This is a genomic window from Actinoplanes sp. NPDC051537, from assembly GCF_055586105.1.
In genome coordinates this window covers 1-14,384 of the sequence record NZ_JBVJIU010000017.1, presented here as the reverse complement: position 1 = coordinate 14,384, position 14,384 = coordinate 1, and the positions used below count along the sequence as shown (strand labels likewise).

The following is a 14,384-nucleotide window of genomic DNA, read 5'->3' as shown; positions in this document are numbered from 1 at the left end:
GCCACCGTGGGGGGCCGACCGAACAGGATGCCGTACGTCATGCCGCCCAGCATGGCACGAACCGCGGTGAGCTCGCATCGGCATTTCGTTCGACGCACTGCGAGTGTGACGCTCTGACCTGCGCGTATCCCGTCGCGATGGCCCGCGTTGAGCTGGCCGGAAACCTGGTTCGTGGGGGATGGAGAGAGCATGAGCAGGTACGACGACGGCAGCCTCTCGGGCGCGCAGAAGGTCGGCCTCGTCGCGGGGCTCGGCCTGGTGGTGGCGGTGCTCGCGCTGGGACGGGACCTGTTCGACATCACGATCCCGTTCGGACCGTCGAAACCCGCCGAGGCAACGGGAGCGCCCAACGGCACGGGCGGCGACAGCGGCACGGGCGGCGACAGCGGCACGGGCGGCAACAGCGGCACGGGCGGCAACAGCGGCACCCAGGGAAGCTCGACCAAGCAGAGCGGCGACACCGGGCAGGCCAACGGCGGGACGACGATGAAGAAGAGCGAGCAGGAAGCGATGCCCACTCTCCCGACCATCGATCCGGAGGTGGCGGTCGAGCCGAACCAGGGGCAGGCGGGCAGCCAGATCACGGTGACCGGGCAGGGCTACACCCCGGGCGGGAAGGTGGAGGTCCGGATCGACGCCACGATGATCGCGGACGGGCGGGCCGGAAGCGACGGCCGCTTCGAGTTCGGCGCACAGGTGCCGCCCGACCTCAATGTCTTCGGGCCGCAGAGCTATGAGGTCCGCGGCGTCGACAAGAGCTCGCTGCGGACCGACACGGCGGCCTTCGCGGTGACCGGCTAGCGATCCTTGCGGGCCACGGCGGCCCAGCCGCTCACCTCGCGGGACAGGTCCGCGTCGGGCTCGGGGTTCCAGCGGTGGCACTGCACGACGCCGGGGGAGACCAGGGAGAGGCCGTCCAGGAAGGCCGTCGTCTCGGGCCGGCTGCGGCGGGTCTGCTTGGTGGCCACCTTGCTGTTGTAGCGCTGGGCGCCGGCCGCGGCCTCGGAGGCGTTCACGTCGCTCGCCGGCTGGGTGATCGCCAGGTAGCTGCCGGGGGGAACGGCGGCCATCAACTGGTCGATGATCTGCTTCGGGTTCTCCTCGTCGGAGATCAGGTGCAGCACGCCGATCAGCAGCACCGCGATCGGCTGGGTGAAGTCCAGCGTCTCGGCCGCGGTGGCGAGGATCGGCGCCGGGTCGCGCAGGTCGCCGTCGATGTACGCGGTGGCGCCCACCGCCGTGCCGGTCAGCAGCGCCCGGGCGTGGACCAGGACGATCGGGTCGTTGTCGACGTAGACGATGCGCGCGGCGGGGTCGACGTCCTGCGCCACCTGGTGGGTGTTGCCGGCGGCGGGGATGCCGGTGCCGATGTCGAGGAACTGGCGGATGCCGGCCGACGACGCGAGCCAGCGCACCGCGCGCCCGAGGAACTCGCGGTTCGCGCGGATGTCGTACAGGATGCTCGGGCGGACCGCGATGACCTCCTCGGCCGCCTTGCGGTCGGCCTCGAAGTTGTCCTTGCCGCCGAGCCAGTAGTCGTAGACCCGCGCCGGGTGGGCCACGCTCGTGTCGAAGTCGTACTCCACGAGCGGGAATGCTAGTCCAATCAGGAGGCCGGTGGTGGGGCGCGAAGGGGGCGGGACGCGAGAGGGGTGGGCACGAGGGGGAGCGGAGCGCCGGGGGCGGCGCGCGAGAGGGGTCAGGACGCTCGCGGGCGCTCCAGGGCGTCGCGCAGGTTCGTCGCGCGCAGCGCGGCGTTGATGCCGAGCCAGCGGATCGGCTCGGGCTCCCAGCGGCGCGAGCGGTGGCCGACCCAGGGCAGGGCGGTCAGCTCACTCTTGGTGCCGGAGATCAAATCGGCGAGCGTACGCCCGGCGAGGTTCGCAGCCGCAACACCGTCGCCCACGTAGCCCCCGGCCCACGCGATCCCCTCCGACAGCCCGACCGAGGGCATCCAGTCCCGGGGGATGCCGAGCGGCCCGCCCCAGCGACAGGCCACGGCCGGTTCGATGCCGAACATCTCGGTCAGCGTGTCCCGCAGCGTGTCGAAGACGGCCGGCACCCGGTCGTACGACGGCTCGATCCGCGACCCGAAGTGGTAGGGCGCCCCGCGACCGCCGAAGGCGAGCCGGTCGTCGGCCGTCCGCTGGCCATAAATGATCATGTGCCGCTCGTCGCTGAACGTCTCCCGCCGGGCCAGCCCGATCCGCTCCCAGTCCGACGCCGGCAGCGGCTCGGTCGCGATCATCAGCGAGTAAACCGGAGCGAGGTTCCGTTTGTGGCCGGCGAGCCGCGCCGTGTAGCCCTCGAGCGCCCGGACCACGGTCTTCGCGCGGACCACGCCGTGCGAGGTGGTGACGACGCCGGGCGCGAGGCGCAGCACGCGGGTCTGCTCGAAGATCCGCACGCCCCGCGCGGCGACCGCGGCCGCCAGGCCGCGCACCAGCTTGGCCGGGTGCAGCGCGGCGCAGTCCGGACTGTAGACGCCGCCCAGCACGCCCGACGCGCCGCAGATCGCCGAGGCCTCGGCGGCGGAGATGAAGCCGGGGGCGGTGCGGGCCCGGCGAAGCTGCGCCGGCGTGCGGGCCAGCGTGATCGTCCCGCCCTTGGCGTAGTCACAGTCGATGCCCTCGGCCGCGGCGGCGCGACCCACCTCGTCGACGGCGCCCGCCAATGCCTGATGCATCGCCGCGGCGCTGGCCGCGCCGTACCGTCGCGTGAGTTTGTCCTCGGAGACCGGGAAGAGCCCCGAAGCCCAGCCACCGTTGCGCCCCGACGCGCCGAACCCGCAGTACTCCGACTCGAGCACCGCGATCGACAGGTGGGGCGCGACCTGGGAGAGGTAGTACGCCGTCCAGAGGCCGGTGTAGCCACCCCCGGCGATGGCCACGTCCACGTCGAGATCGCCGTCGAGCGGCGGGCGCGGGGTGACCGGGCCGAGGGTGTGCAGCCAGTAGGACGGTGCGCTCATCGAGTTCCCCACGCGTACGTCTGTTTCGCCAGTTTCAGGTACATGAAGGTCTCGCAGCTGGTGACGCCCTTGATCGTGCGGACCTTCTCGTTGAGCAGGTCGAGCAGGTGCTCGTCGTCGGTGCAGACGAGCTCGACCAGCAGGTCGTAGCCGCCGGCGCAGATCACCACGTAGTCGACCTCGGGGATCGAGGCGATCTCGTCGGCGATCGCGCGCAGGTCGCCGTTCACCTTGAGCCCGACCATCGCCTGCCGCGCGAAGCCGAGCGTCAGCGGGTCGGTCACCGCCACGATCTGCATCAGGCCGCCGTCGAGCAGGCGCTGCACCCGCTGGCGTACCGCGGCCTCGGAAAGGCCGATCTCCTTGGCGAGCGTCGCGTACGACATCCGCCCGTCCCGCTGCAGGTGCTCGATGATCTGCTTGTTGATCTGATCCAGAGCCAGGTCCGCCGTCACGCCGCGATTCTTCCCCGGGCTCGGGTGGACGGCAATCGTGTCGCTCGTCCGGTTTGCGGTGGTCAATGGAATGTCGGTCCTTCCCGGACGGCGTTGACAACTGCGTTTATCGCAGAGTTGATCGCTCTTGACAAGTCTTTCAGTGGTCTGGAGGCTGCTGGGACACGGTTTCCGTGACGAGTAGATCGATATAGCCGAAAGGTGTGTTCCTCATGCGCGTCCTGGTTGTCGGCGCCGGCGGAGTCGGATCCGCCGCGGCCGGCATAGCCGCACGCCGCGATTTCTTCACCCGGTTCGTGGTCGCCGACTACGACCTGTCCCGCGCCCAGCGTGCCGTCGAGGCGCTCGGCGACGATCGCTTCTCCGCCGCCCGCGTCGACGCGTCCAACAAAAGCGACATCTCCGCATTGTGCAAGGCGGAGGGCATCACGCACGTCCTCAACGCGGTCGACCCGAGGTTCGTCATGCCCGTGTTCGAGGGCGCCCTCGAGGCGGGGGCCGACTACCTCGACATGGCGATGTCTCTTTCGCACGCCGACCCGGACGACCCGTACACGAAAACCGGGGTGAAACTCGGCGATGAGCAGTTCGCCATGGCCGGCCGGTGGGAGCGCGCGGGAAGGCTGGCCCTCACCGGGATCGGCGTCGAGCCGGGACTGTCGGACATCTTCGCCCGCTACGCCGCCGACCATCTGTTCTCCCGGATCGACGAGGTCGGCATCCGCGACGGCGGCAACCTGGTCGTCGAGGGCTACGAGTTCGCGCCGTCCTTCTCGGTGTGGACCACGATCGAGGAGTGCCTCAACCCGCCGGTCATCTACGAGAAGGACCGGGGCTGGTACACGACGGTGCCGCTGAGCGAGCCGGAGATCTTCGACTTCCCCGGCGGGATCGGCCCGGTCGAGTGCGTCCACGTCGAGCACGAGGAGGTGCTGCTCATCCCGCGCTGGGTGGATGCCGGCAAGGTCACCTTCAAGTACGGGCTGGGGGCTGAGTTCATCGAGGTCCTGCGCACGCTGCACAAGCTGGGTCTGGACCGCACCGAGCCGGTGCAGGTGGGCGCCGCGAAGGTGTCGCCGCGGGACGTGGTCGCCGCGGTGCTGCCCGACCCGGCGACGCTGGGCGACAAGATGACGGGCAAGACCTGCGCCGGTACGGTCGTGACCGGCCTGGGCAAGGACGGCGCGCCGCGCGAGGTCTACCTCTACCACCTGGTCGACAACGAATGGTCGATGCGCGAGTACGGGGCCCAGGCCGTCGTCTGGCAGACGGCGGTGAACCCGGTCGTGGCCCTCGAGCTGCTGGCCGCCGGCGTCTGGCGGGGGAGCGGCGTGCTCGGCCCCGAGGCGTTCGATCCCGTCCCGTTCCTCGACAAGCTCGTCGAGTACGGCTCCCCCTGGGAGATGCGCGAGCAGTAACCGGCTACGTCATGTCGACGGCGCAGGCCTCCTCGCGCACGTCCGCGTCCGGATGGTGACGCAGACCGGCGAGGAGGTCGCGCCACGGCCCGGTCCAGCCGAAGCCGGCGCCCGCCCGGGCGAGCGCGACGGCGAACAGCCCGCCCGCGAGATCGCGGCGGCCGGCCAGCCCTTGCGCGACGGCGGGTTCGGGCGGCTGCGGCAGCTCGCGGAGGCGGGCGCCCACCCGCTCGGCCGTCCGCACCGCCACCACCGGCCGTCCGGCGCACAGGTCGGCGACCTCGCCGAGGTTGTCGAGCGCGCCGGCGCCGACCAGCATCGCGGCCGCCGTGCCGGTGTGGTCCGGGCGGTCCGCGAGCCACCGGGCGGCCGCGAGCATCGGCGCCCGGCCGGCGTCGGGCGGCATCGCGCGGGCCCAGGCCACCGCGCCCTGCGCCAGGATGACGAGCCGCCGCCGGGCGGGGAGGTCGTCGCCCGGCTCTTCCGGTTGAGGCGCGCCGATGCCCGCCGGCTGAGGCGCGCCGGCGGGCGCCGGTGAAAGCGCGCCCCCGTCGAGCGCGGCGAACGCCGCCGAAAGGCCGTCCCCGTCGAGCGCCCGCAACAACTGCGCGGCGTCGAAGGCGGTCGTCGGCTCGCCGAGGTCGGTGAGCCGGTCCACGACCAGCCCACCGATGTCGCCGGCCCAGCGCGCCCATCCCGGCAGCACCCGGAACGCGGCCCGGCGCACCTCACGGTCGGCGACCCGGCAGGCCGCGACGACCAGCGCCGCGTACCGCCCGCGATGCCGCTCGGCGACCTCGCCGACGGAGGCGGCCAGCACGGCCCGGCATTCCTCCCGGCTGCCGCCCACCGCCTCGCCGAGGATGGCCCAGCTGTCCTCGGTGTCCAGCCGCAGCCGGGCGGCGGCCACCGTCGCCGCGCGGATGTCGCGGTGGGCGTCCGGCATCCGGTACGCGTCCAGCAGCGCGCCCATCATCGACGGCGGCCCGTAGCGGGCCAGCAGCCGCGCGACCGCCTTCCGGCTGGTCACCTTGGTCCCGCCGTCGACCAGCACCGGCAGCAGCATCCCGGGCAGGGCCGACGGCGCGACGAACCGCACGGCCCGCCCCGCCGAGTACAGCGCCACCCGCGCCCGGTCGCCGGCCGCCCGCGCGAGCAGCAGCGGCAGCGCCTCGCCCGGCCGGTCCGTCCACACCAGAGCGCCCAGCGCCGCTTCCGACAGCACCACGGCCGGCGAGCCGACGTGGCGCAGCACCAGTTCCCGTCCGAGCACCGGGATCGGCGCGGCCGCCCGGATCGCCCCGGCCTGCGACCGCACCCCCGCCCCCGCGTCGTCCACCACGCTTGCCAGCAGCCGCAGGTACGCCGCGTGCTGACGCGGCAGCCAGCGCTCCGGGTGCAGCGGCCACCCCGGCACCCAGCGCAGGTGCGGCGAGACGAACCGGCCGCGCGGCGCATGGTCGAGCGCCCGGTCGAGCAGGTCGGTGCGGGCGGTGCACAGCGTCCGCCACACCGGTTCGACCGTCACCGTCGTCGGGTCGGCCATCAGCAACCGCTCGACCCGGTCGGAACGCCCGCGCGGATTCTCCAGCCAGAGCGCGATCGCGTACCTCGCCACCGACTCGGGGCTGCGCCGCCCGGTCGCCCGGAACAGCAGGCCCTGCAGCTCGGGAACCAGCCAGGCCCGCTTGCCGAGCGCGCCGGTCAGCGCGAACAGCGGCCCGAACCGGCCGCGCTCGAGGGCCGACGTGACCCAGCCGGACAAGCGGTCGGCGACCATCTGCTCCTGGCCGCGGCGCAGCACGGTGTCGAAGCGGCGCAGCACCGGCGTCCGCGCGGCCGAGCCGGCCAGGTCGATCGTGAGCAGCGCCCATTCCCGCAGCGCCGGGTCGTCGACGTGGTGCTGGAGGGTGTCGGCGGCGAGCGAGCTCAGCGCGGCGATCGTCGCGGCCGAGCCGTCGCGCGCCTCGACGGCGTCGGTGGTGATCCGGGTCAGGCCGGGCGCGGCGGCGGGGGTGAGCAGCCGGGCCACCGAGGCGAGCGCGGTGAGGGCGGCCGCGCGTACCGGATCCTGCTCGTTGCGCAGCCGGCCGAGCCGCTCCACCAGCCCGGCGACGACCTCCGGATCGCGCGATCGCCGGGCGGCGTGCACCAGCAGCCGGTACGTCTGGGCCCGCTCGCCGGCGTCACCCGAGCGCAGCGGTCCGTCCAGCGCCGCCGACGCTTCCGGCCAGGCCAGGAACGCGCTCCAGACGGTCTCGTGGTCGCGCACCTTGGGCAGCGCGAGCACGCGGGTCGCCTCGCGGATCCGGATCGCGGCCGGCAGCACCTCCATGACGACCTCGGCCGGCACCCGGGCCGCGGTGTTCACGCCCTCGAAGGCACCGTCGTAGAGCTCGGCGCGCAGGGCCGGCGGCACCTCGTCGAGCAGGTTCGCGAACGAGCCGCTGTTGTCCCGGATGCGGCGGGCCAGCGGCACGAGCACGTCGGTGGGCAGCACGGCGAGGCGGCGCAGCAGCGCGGGCGGGAGCTGGGCGCGGGCGGTCCAGGCGGCGCGGCCGGGGGCGGTGAGCAGGGCGATCACCCGCGCGGGGTGGTGGGCAGCCAGTTTCCCGTACGCGGTGAGCCCGCCCGGCAGCCGGGCCGGCGGCGCGAATCGTTCCAGCAGGGCGAGGACCGTCCCGGGATCGCCGTCGAGCACGCAACCGAGCTCGTTCCACAGGCGGTCCCGGTCGCCGGGCGTCGCGGCGGCCAGCCGCTCGGCGGCCCGGTCCAGGAACACGGCGGGATGGCGGCGCATCAGCGGCCCCGGCGCGGCGGCGTGCTCGAGAGCGGGCAGCAGCGACCGGACGACCGCCTCCCCGCAGGCCGGCAGGATCGCGGCCGCCTCCTCGTCGCCGAACTCGGCGCGCACCGTCCCGATCAGCGCGTCCGCGATCTCCGGCGCCCGCATCCGGCGCAGCAGGCGGTAGACGCGCCGGCGTTCCACCGCCGACAGGTCCGCGCCGGTGAGCAGGCCGTGGCGGAGGGCGGCGCCGAGCGCGGCCGCCCGCACCGACGGCTGCGGGTCGGCGAGCGCGGCCTCGATGCCGGCCGCGTCGCCGGTCGCCGCCGAGGCGATCAGGGCGAGATGACTCTCGTACGGGCCGAGGCCGCGCAGATCCGCACACACCTCGGCGCGATCGGCCGCCGCGCGCGCCCACCCGGCGACCCGGTGCAGGCGCTGCCGGTAGGGGAGCGGGTCGAGGGAGGTCAGCAGCTGACGAGTCGCGGCGAGCACGAGCGCCAGTGTCCCAGGCCTGCCACCCGGCCGGTGTCCTGGTTGACGACCCCGGCGCCGCGCCGTTCAGCCGGGTCCGTTCGCCGCCACCGGCTCGGCCCGATCCTGGCCCTGCGCCCGCGGCTGACGTCGTCGCTCCCGCCTCGGCAGCACCAGGCCGCAGGCGGTGGCCGCGAACGCCAGCCATCGCCGAGACCGCCATCGCCGGGACGTAGCCGTCGATGAAGACGGCGGAGTCCGCGTACCCGCCGGCCGTGGCGAAGACGGCGCCGGTGAGGGCGACGCCGAACGCGCCGCCGAACTGGCGCAGGGTGCTGAACGTGCCCGACGCGCGGCCGATGTCCGGCGGCGCCACCCGGCTGACCACCGACCGGGTGACGGCCGGAAGGGCCAGCGAGAAGCCGACGCCGCCGACCGTCATCGCGACGGCCGTCGTGGCGTACCCGATGCCCGGCCCCGAGATCAGCGCGATCCCGCCCATGCCCAGGCCGAGCAGCAGCGTGCCGGCGACGACCGGCGGCCGTTCGCCGATCCGGTCGGTGAGCGCGCCGGCCCGGGGCGCGATGAGGAACGGCGCGATGCCCCACGGCAGCAGCCGCAGGCCCGCCTCGATCGCGCCGTGGCCGAGCGCGACCTGCTGGAACTGGGCGGTGAAGAAGATCGCGCCGGTCAGCGACGCGTTGACGAAGAAGACGGCGGCGTTGCCGGCCGAGAAGGCCGCCGAGCGGAACAACCGCAAAGGCAGCATCGGGTACGCGGCCCGCCGCTCCCGGAGGACGAACAGGCCGCCGAGCACGATGCCGCCGGCCAGCGCCGTCAGGGTCTCGGCGCTCGTCCACCCGGCCGCGTTGCCGCGCACCAGCGCCCAGGTGACGCCCAGCGCCGACCCGGCCGCCAGGACCAGGCCCGGCGGGTCGAGCGCGCCGCCGGGCCCGCGCGCCTCGGCGATCCGGGTCAGCACCAGCGGGATCGCGATCAGCGCGACCGGCACGTTGAGCCAGAAGATCGCCGGCCAGGCGAGGTCCTCGGTGACGACGCCGCCGAGGAGCGGGCCGGCGATCGCGGCGAGCCCGGTGACGCTGCCGTAGACGCCCGTCGCCCAGCCGCGGCGCTCGGGCGGGAACGCCCCGTTGAGCAGGCCGAGCGCGACCGGCATGATCAGCGCGGCGCCGGCGCCCTGCACCGCCCGGGCGGCGATCAGCGGGCCCGCCCCGGTGGCGAGCGCGCACGCGGCCGAGGCGGCGGCGAACAGGCCGAGCCCGATGGCGAACACACGGCGCCGGCCGTAGCGGTCGCCCAGCGCCGACCCGGTCATCAGCAGGACCGCGAAGCTCAGCGTGTAGGCGTTCACGGTCCATTCGAGATCCGCCAGCGACGCGCCGAGGTCCCGCTGGATGGCCGGCAGCGCGGTCGCCACCACCAGCATGTCCAGCACCACGATGAACGAGGCGAGGGAGCTGAGCGCGAGCACCCATCGCTGCGTCTTGTTCATGCTCTTCGTGCTTTTCATGCGCTGAAACCGCCGTCGACGGTGAGCGCGGCGCCGGTGATGTAGCGGCCGCCGTCGCCGGCCAAGTGGGCGACCATCGCGGCGATGTCGTCGGGCGCGCCGTAGCGGCCGAGCGCGGTGAGGCCGGTGAGCGCGGCCGCCGCCGGCCCGCCGGCCGGGTTCATGTCGGTGTCGATCAGGCCGCCGTTGATGACGGTGGCGGTGATCCCGCGCGGGCCGAGGTCGCGAGCCAGGCCCTTGGTCAGGCCGGTGAGCGCGGCCTTGCACATCGTGTAGACGGTCATGCCGTCGACCGGGAGCCGCTCGGTCAGGGCGCTGCCGATGGTGATGATCCGGCCGCCCTCGGCCATGTGCCGCGCGGCGGCCTGCGCGGCGAGGAACACCGCCCGGACGTCGACGGCGAGGATCCGGTCGAGCTCGGCCGGCGTGATCCGGTCGAGCGGGCCGCCGGTGAAGATGCCGGCGTTGTTGACCAGGATGTCGATGCCGCCGAGCTCGCGGACGGTCCGCTCGACGGCGGCGGCGGCCTCGCCGGGATCGCCGTGGTCGGCGCGGAAGGCCAGCGCCCGCCCGCCGTCGGCCTCGATCTTGCCGGCGACCGCGCGGGCCTTCTCCGCCGAACCGGCGTAGGTGAGGGCCACGGTCGCGCCGTCGTGTGCGAGCCGCCGGGCGACGGCCGCGCCGATGCCGCGGCTGCCGCCGGTCACCAGGGCGATCCGTCCGGACAGATCAGTCATCGTGCTCTCCTCGTGCTCTTCTCGGCCGTCCGTTCGGGCGGCGCGAATGAAGACACGGCGGGCGGCGCGGACTGGTCGGCACGTGGGCTTGGCCACATCGGGGCCGGGGAACGACCACTTCCCGGCCACCGCCCGGTCTGCATCCCGAGAGGCTGGAGTGACGAGATGGTCGACGAGGAGTTCTCCCGGCTCACCGAGCCGTACCGCCGGGAGCTGCTGGCGCACTGCTACCGGATGCTCGGCTCGGTGCACGACGCCCAGGACGTCGTCCAGGAGACGTACGTACGGGCCTGGCGCGGTTTCGGCCGCTTCGAGGGCCGGTCGTCGTTGCGGGTCTGGCTGTACCGCATCGCGACCAGCGCCTGCCTCACCGCGCTCGAGCACCACAGCCGGCGCGTGCTGCCCGCCGGGCTCGGCCCCGCCGGCGACCCCGACCGGCCGCTCGCCGTCGCCGGCCCGGGCGTCGCATGGGTGCAGCCGCTGCCCGACCCGGCCGCGGTCGTCACCACCCGCAGCAGCGTCCGGCTCGCCCTGGTGGCCGCCCTGCAGCACCTCCCGCCCCGGCAGCGGGCCGTGCTGATCCTGCGCGACGTGCTCGCCTGGCCCGCCACCGAGGTCGCCGACCTGCTCGGCACCACCGTCGACGCGGTCACCAGCGCGCTCGCCCGGGCCCGCGCCCACCTCGCCCGCGCCGGCCTCACCGAGGACATGGTCACCGAGCCCGCGGACCCGGCCGGCCGGCAGCTGCTCGACCGGTACGCCCGGGCGTTCGCGGACGCCGATCCGGCCGCCCTGCTGCGGGTGCTGCGCGAGGACGTCACCCTGGAGATGCCGCCGCACCTGACCTGGTTCGCCGGCCGCGACGCGGTCCTGCGCTTCCTGGCCACCACCGTCTTCCCGTGCGCCGGCGCGATCCGCACGGCGCGCGCGACGGCCAACGGCCAGCCCGCCCTCGGCACCTACACCCGCGGCGCGGACGGCCTCTTCCACCCGCACAGCCTGCAGGTGCTCACCCTCACCGGCGCGGGCGTCGCCCGGATCGTCTCCTTCCACGACCCGGCCCTGTTCGCGCCGTGCGGGCTCCCGGAACACCTGGCCGACGGCGACGAAGGGGAGCGGTAAGCCCGGGTCCCCCTCAGCCCCGGGCTTACCTCGTCGAAGGGCTCAGCCGAGCGAGTGCATCACGTGCTTGAGGCGGGTGTAGTCCTCCAGGCCGTAGACCGACAGGTCCTTGCCGTGGCCGGAGTGCTTGAACCCGCCGTGCGGCATCTCGGCCACCAGCGGGATGTGGCAGTTCACCCAGACGCAGCCGAAGTCGAGACGCTGGGTCATCCGCATCGCGCGGCCGTGGTCCTTCGTCCAGACGCTGGAGGCCAGGCCGTACTCGACGCCGTTCGCCCAGCGCACCGCCTCGTCCTCGTCGGTGAACTGCTGGATGGTGATGACCGGGCCGAAGATCTCGTCCTGGATGACCTCGTCGGTCTGGCGCAGGCCGGAGACGACGGTCGGCGAGTAGAAGTAGCCGCGGTCGCCGACCCGGGCGCCGCCGGCGTCCACCTGGGCGTGGTCGGGAAGCCGGTCGATGAACCCGGCCACCCGGTCGAGCTGGCGCGCGTTGTTCAGGGGCCCGAACAGCACGTCCTCGTCGTCGGCCGCGCCGGTCTTGGTCGACCGCGCCTGGGCGGCGAGGGCGGCCACGAAGTCGTTGTAGACGCCGGGCGACGCGAGCACCCGGGTGGCGGCCGTGCAGTCCTGGCCGGCGTTGAAGTAGCCGCCGACGGCGATCGCCTCGGCCGCCGCCTCGATGTCGGCGTCGTCGAAGACCACGACCGGCGCCTTGCCGCCCAGCTCGAGGTGGGTGCGCTTGAGGTCGGCGGACGCGGCCGAGGCCACCTCCATGCCGGCCCGCACCGAGCCGGTGATCGACACCATCTGCGGGGTCGGGTGGCTGACCAGCTGACGGCCGGTCTCGCGGTCGCCGACGACCACGTTGAGCACGCCCGGCGGCAGGAACTCGGCGGCGATCTCGGCCAGCATGACCGTGCTGACCGGGGTGGTGTCGGACGGCTTGAGAACGACCGTGTTGCCCGCGGCGAGGGCCGGCGCCAGCTTCCACACCGCCATCATCAGCGGGTAGTTCCAGGGTGTGACCTGCGCGCAGACGCCGATCGGCTCGCGCCGGACGTACGACTCGAAGCCGTTCATGTACTGGCCGGCCGACCGCCCCTCGAGCAGCCGGGCCGCGCCCGCGAAGAACCGGATCTGGTCGATCGCCGGCGGCAGCTCCTCGGACTTGGTCAGGCCGAGCGGCTTGCCGGTGTTCTGCGACTCGGCCGCGACCAGCTCGTCGGTGCGCGCCTCGATCGCGTCGGCGAACTTGAGGAGTGCCTGCTGCCGCTCGCTGGGCGTCGTGTTCCGCCACTTCTCGAACGCGGACGACGCGGCCTCCATGGCCTTGTCGACATCCGGCTTGCCGGACACCGGCGCCGACGCGAAGACCTCGCCGGTGGCCGGGTCGATGAGGTCCTCGTAACGGCCCTCGGCCGGCGCCGACGCGGCGCCGCCGATGAAGTTGTGCAGCACGGTCTTGGCGGTCACTCGATCTCCAGACGCAGGATCGGACACTTTCCGGCCCATCTTTCCACTGATTCCGTAGCTGACAAGAGGTTGAAGCGACGACTTCCGTCAACGGGCTCAGCGACCGGCGGCGCCGGACGAACTTGGAGGGAGTGGGGTCGCGGACGGGGCTGAGCGACACGGCGCGACTGCGGCGGCTGCGCGACTGCGGCCTGCTCGACGGCGTGCCCAGCGCGTCCCTCGACCGGCTCGCGCGTACGGCCGCGCATCAGGTCCGCTCGGCCCGCGCCCAGGTGTCGCTGGTCGCCGCCGATCGGCGCGTGGTCGCCGGGAAGGCGGGACCTCCGCTGCCGCACTCGTTCTGCCGGATCGTGGTCGACACCGACGCGCCGCTGCTGGTCAGCGACGCCCGCGCGGACGACCGGGTGGCCGGGCACCCGGCGATCGGCGACGGCGTCATCGCGTACGCCGGATTCCCGCTCCGCAGTGCCGACGGCTATCCGCTCGGCGCCTTCTGCGTCACGCACGACGAGCCGCGCGACTGGGAGCCCCGGGAGCTGCTGCTCGTCGAGGACCTGGCGGCCGCGGCCGAGACCGAGATCGCGCTGCGGGCCGAGGCCGGCCGCCTGCGGGCGCTCCTGGAGAAGGCCGGCGCCTAGCGGAGGCCCACGCAGTCGTAGCGCCAGAACGCGTCCGAGTAGATGAACGTGCCGGTCATCCACGGCTCGTAGGCGGCCAGCCGGAAAACCTGGAAGCCCGCGTCGGGGATGCGCAGCGACGGTTTGCGGAAGCCGAGCTCGACGGCGGGCGCGAAGCCGGCCCGGGAGTAGTAGCGCGGATCGCCCTCGAGGAACACCAGGGGGACGCCGCGGTCGGCCAGCTCTTCGAGGCCGGCCCGGATGAGCGCGGTGCCGAGGCCGCGGCGCTGCCACTGCGGGAGGATGCCGAGCGGGCTGAGCGTCTGCACGGGCACCAGCTCGCGCGGGGCGTCCAGCAGCGTACGGCTGAACATGATGTGCCCGACGACCTCGCCCGCCTCCTCGGCCACCAGCGACAGCGCGCCCGGGTCGTCCCGGCGCAGGGCGGCCACCAGCTCGGCCACCGTCTCGCCGTGCTCGCCGCCGAACGCGACCCGGTTGACGGTGGCGACCGCCGCGTGGTCGCCGAGCTCCTCGATCCGAACGGCCATGCCGGCAAGCTAGCGACCCGGCCGTTCGATGCCAACCGCTTTTCGTCGGCCGGCGACTTCCCCGGTGCGCGACGGCGTCTGGCACTCCCTGGCGGTGCTGTCCGTCGGCGCCGGGGGGGGGGGGGGGGGGGGGGGGGGGGGGGGGGGGGGAGAGGAGGGGGGGGGGGGGGGGGGGGGGGGGAGGGGGGGGGAGGAGGGGGGGGGGGGGGGGGGGGAGGGGGGGGGGGGGGGGGGGGGGGGGGGGGGG

11 protein-coding genes and 1 pseudogene are annotated in these 14,384 nt (G+C 74.1%); 4 read left to right on the top strand and 8 right to left on the bottom strand.

Translation table 11 applies throughout. From position 1 onward, the window contains the following. Positions 1-189 precede the first annotated feature (189 nt). Positions 190-801, top strand: a complete 612-nt coding sequence (locus tag ACZ6TB_RS35295; RefSeq protein ID WP_465561994.1) for a hypothetical protein — start codon at positions 190-192, stop codon at positions 799-801. On the opposite strand, the gene ACZ6TB_RS35290 is transcribed toward ACZ6TB_RS35295, so the two are convergent. The 3 genes from ACZ6TB_RS35290 to ACZ6TB_RS35280 form a co-directional block, all read right to left on the bottom strand. Continuing rightward, complete coding sequence (locus ACZ6TB_RS35290) at positions 798-1,586, bottom strand: SAM-dependent methyltransferase (RefSeq protein WP_465561992.1); 789 nt, start codon at positions 1,584-1,586, stop codon at positions 798-800. The genes ACZ6TB_RS35295 and ACZ6TB_RS35290 overlap by 4 nt on opposite strands. 113 nt (positions 1,587-1,699) lie before the next feature. Then, positions 1,700-2,971, bottom strand: a complete 1,272-nt coding sequence (locus ACZ6TB_RS35285) for an NAD(P)/FAD-dependent oxidoreductase (RefSeq protein WP_465561990.1) — start codon at positions 2,969-2,971, stop codon at positions 1,700-1,702. Further along, complete coding sequence (locus ACZ6TB_RS35280) at positions 2,968-3,426, bottom strand: Lrp/AsnC family transcriptional regulator (protein WP_465561988.1); 459 nt, start codon at positions 3,424-3,426, stop codon at positions 2,968-2,970. Before ACZ6TB_RS35280 ends, ACZ6TB_RS35285 begins: the two co-directional genes overlap by 4 nt. Before the next feature lie 212 nt (positions 3,427-3,638). Between ACZ6TB_RS35280 and ACZ6TB_RS35275 the strand changes: the two genes are divergently transcribed. Then, positions 3,639-4,844: a saccharopine dehydrogenase family protein gene (locus tag ACZ6TB_RS35275; RefSeq protein WP_465561987.1), complete on the top strand. Its 1,206-nt coding sequence runs from the start codon at positions 3,639-3,641 to the stop codon at positions 4,842-4,844. A 4-nt stretch (positions 4,845-4,848) separates the two neighbouring features. On the opposite strand, the gene ACZ6TB_RS35270 is transcribed toward ACZ6TB_RS35275, so the two are convergent. The 3 genes and pseudogenes from ACZ6TB_RS35270 to ACZ6TB_RS35260 form a co-directional block, all read right to left on the bottom strand. Beyond that, positions 4,849-8,124 carry a hypothetical protein gene (locus tag ACZ6TB_RS35270; protein WP_465561986.1) on the bottom strand — a complete coding sequence of 1,092 codons (3,276 nt, stop codon included), beginning with the start codon at positions 8,122-8,124 and terminating at the stop codon, positions 4,849-4,851. Positions 8,125-8,467: 343 nt separating this feature from the next. Further along, positions 8,468-9,550, bottom strand: a pseudogene (locus tag ACZ6TB_RS35265) (MFS transporter); the annotation flags it as partial. Between the two features lie 80 nt (positions 9,551-9,630). After that, positions 9,631-10,371 (bottom strand): SDR family NAD(P)-dependent oxidoreductase, encoded by a 741-nt coding sequence (locus ACZ6TB_RS35260; protein WP_465561984.1) that lies wholly within the window; start codon positions 10,369-10,371, stop codon positions 9,631-9,633. Positions 10,372-10,536: 165 nt separating this feature from the next. Between ACZ6TB_RS35260 and ACZ6TB_RS35255 the strand changes: the two genes are divergently transcribed. Next, a complete protein-coding gene (locus tag ACZ6TB_RS35255) occupies positions 10,537-11,493 on the top strand; it encodes an RNA polymerase subunit sigma-70 (RefSeq protein ID WP_465561983.1) in 957 nt (318 codons plus the stop codon). Between the two features lie 42 nt (positions 11,494-11,535). Here ACZ6TB_RS35255 and ACZ6TB_RS35250 read toward each other — a convergent pair whose 3' ends face one another. Beyond that, a complete protein-coding gene (locus ACZ6TB_RS35250; protein ID WP_465561981.1) occupies positions 11,536-13,008 on the bottom strand; it encodes a gamma-aminobutyraldehyde dehydrogenase in 1,473 nt (490 codons plus the stop codon). A gap of 92 nt (positions 13,009-13,100) precedes the next feature. Here ACZ6TB_RS35250 and ACZ6TB_RS35245 point away from each other — a divergent pair, with 92 nt between their 5' ends. After that, entirely contained in the window at positions 13,101-13,607 is a 507-nt protein-coding gene (locus tag ACZ6TB_RS35245) for a GAF domain-containing protein (protein ID WP_465561979.1), read from the top strand. Here the strand turns inward: ACZ6TB_RS35245 and ACZ6TB_RS35240 are convergent. Next, complete coding sequence (locus ACZ6TB_RS35240) at positions 13,604-14,137, bottom strand: GNAT family N-acetyltransferase (protein ID WP_465561977.1); 534 nt, start codon at positions 14,135-14,137, stop codon at positions 13,604-13,606. The genes ACZ6TB_RS35245 and ACZ6TB_RS35240 overlap by 4 nt on opposite strands. Positions 14,138-14,384 lie beyond the last annotated feature (247 nt).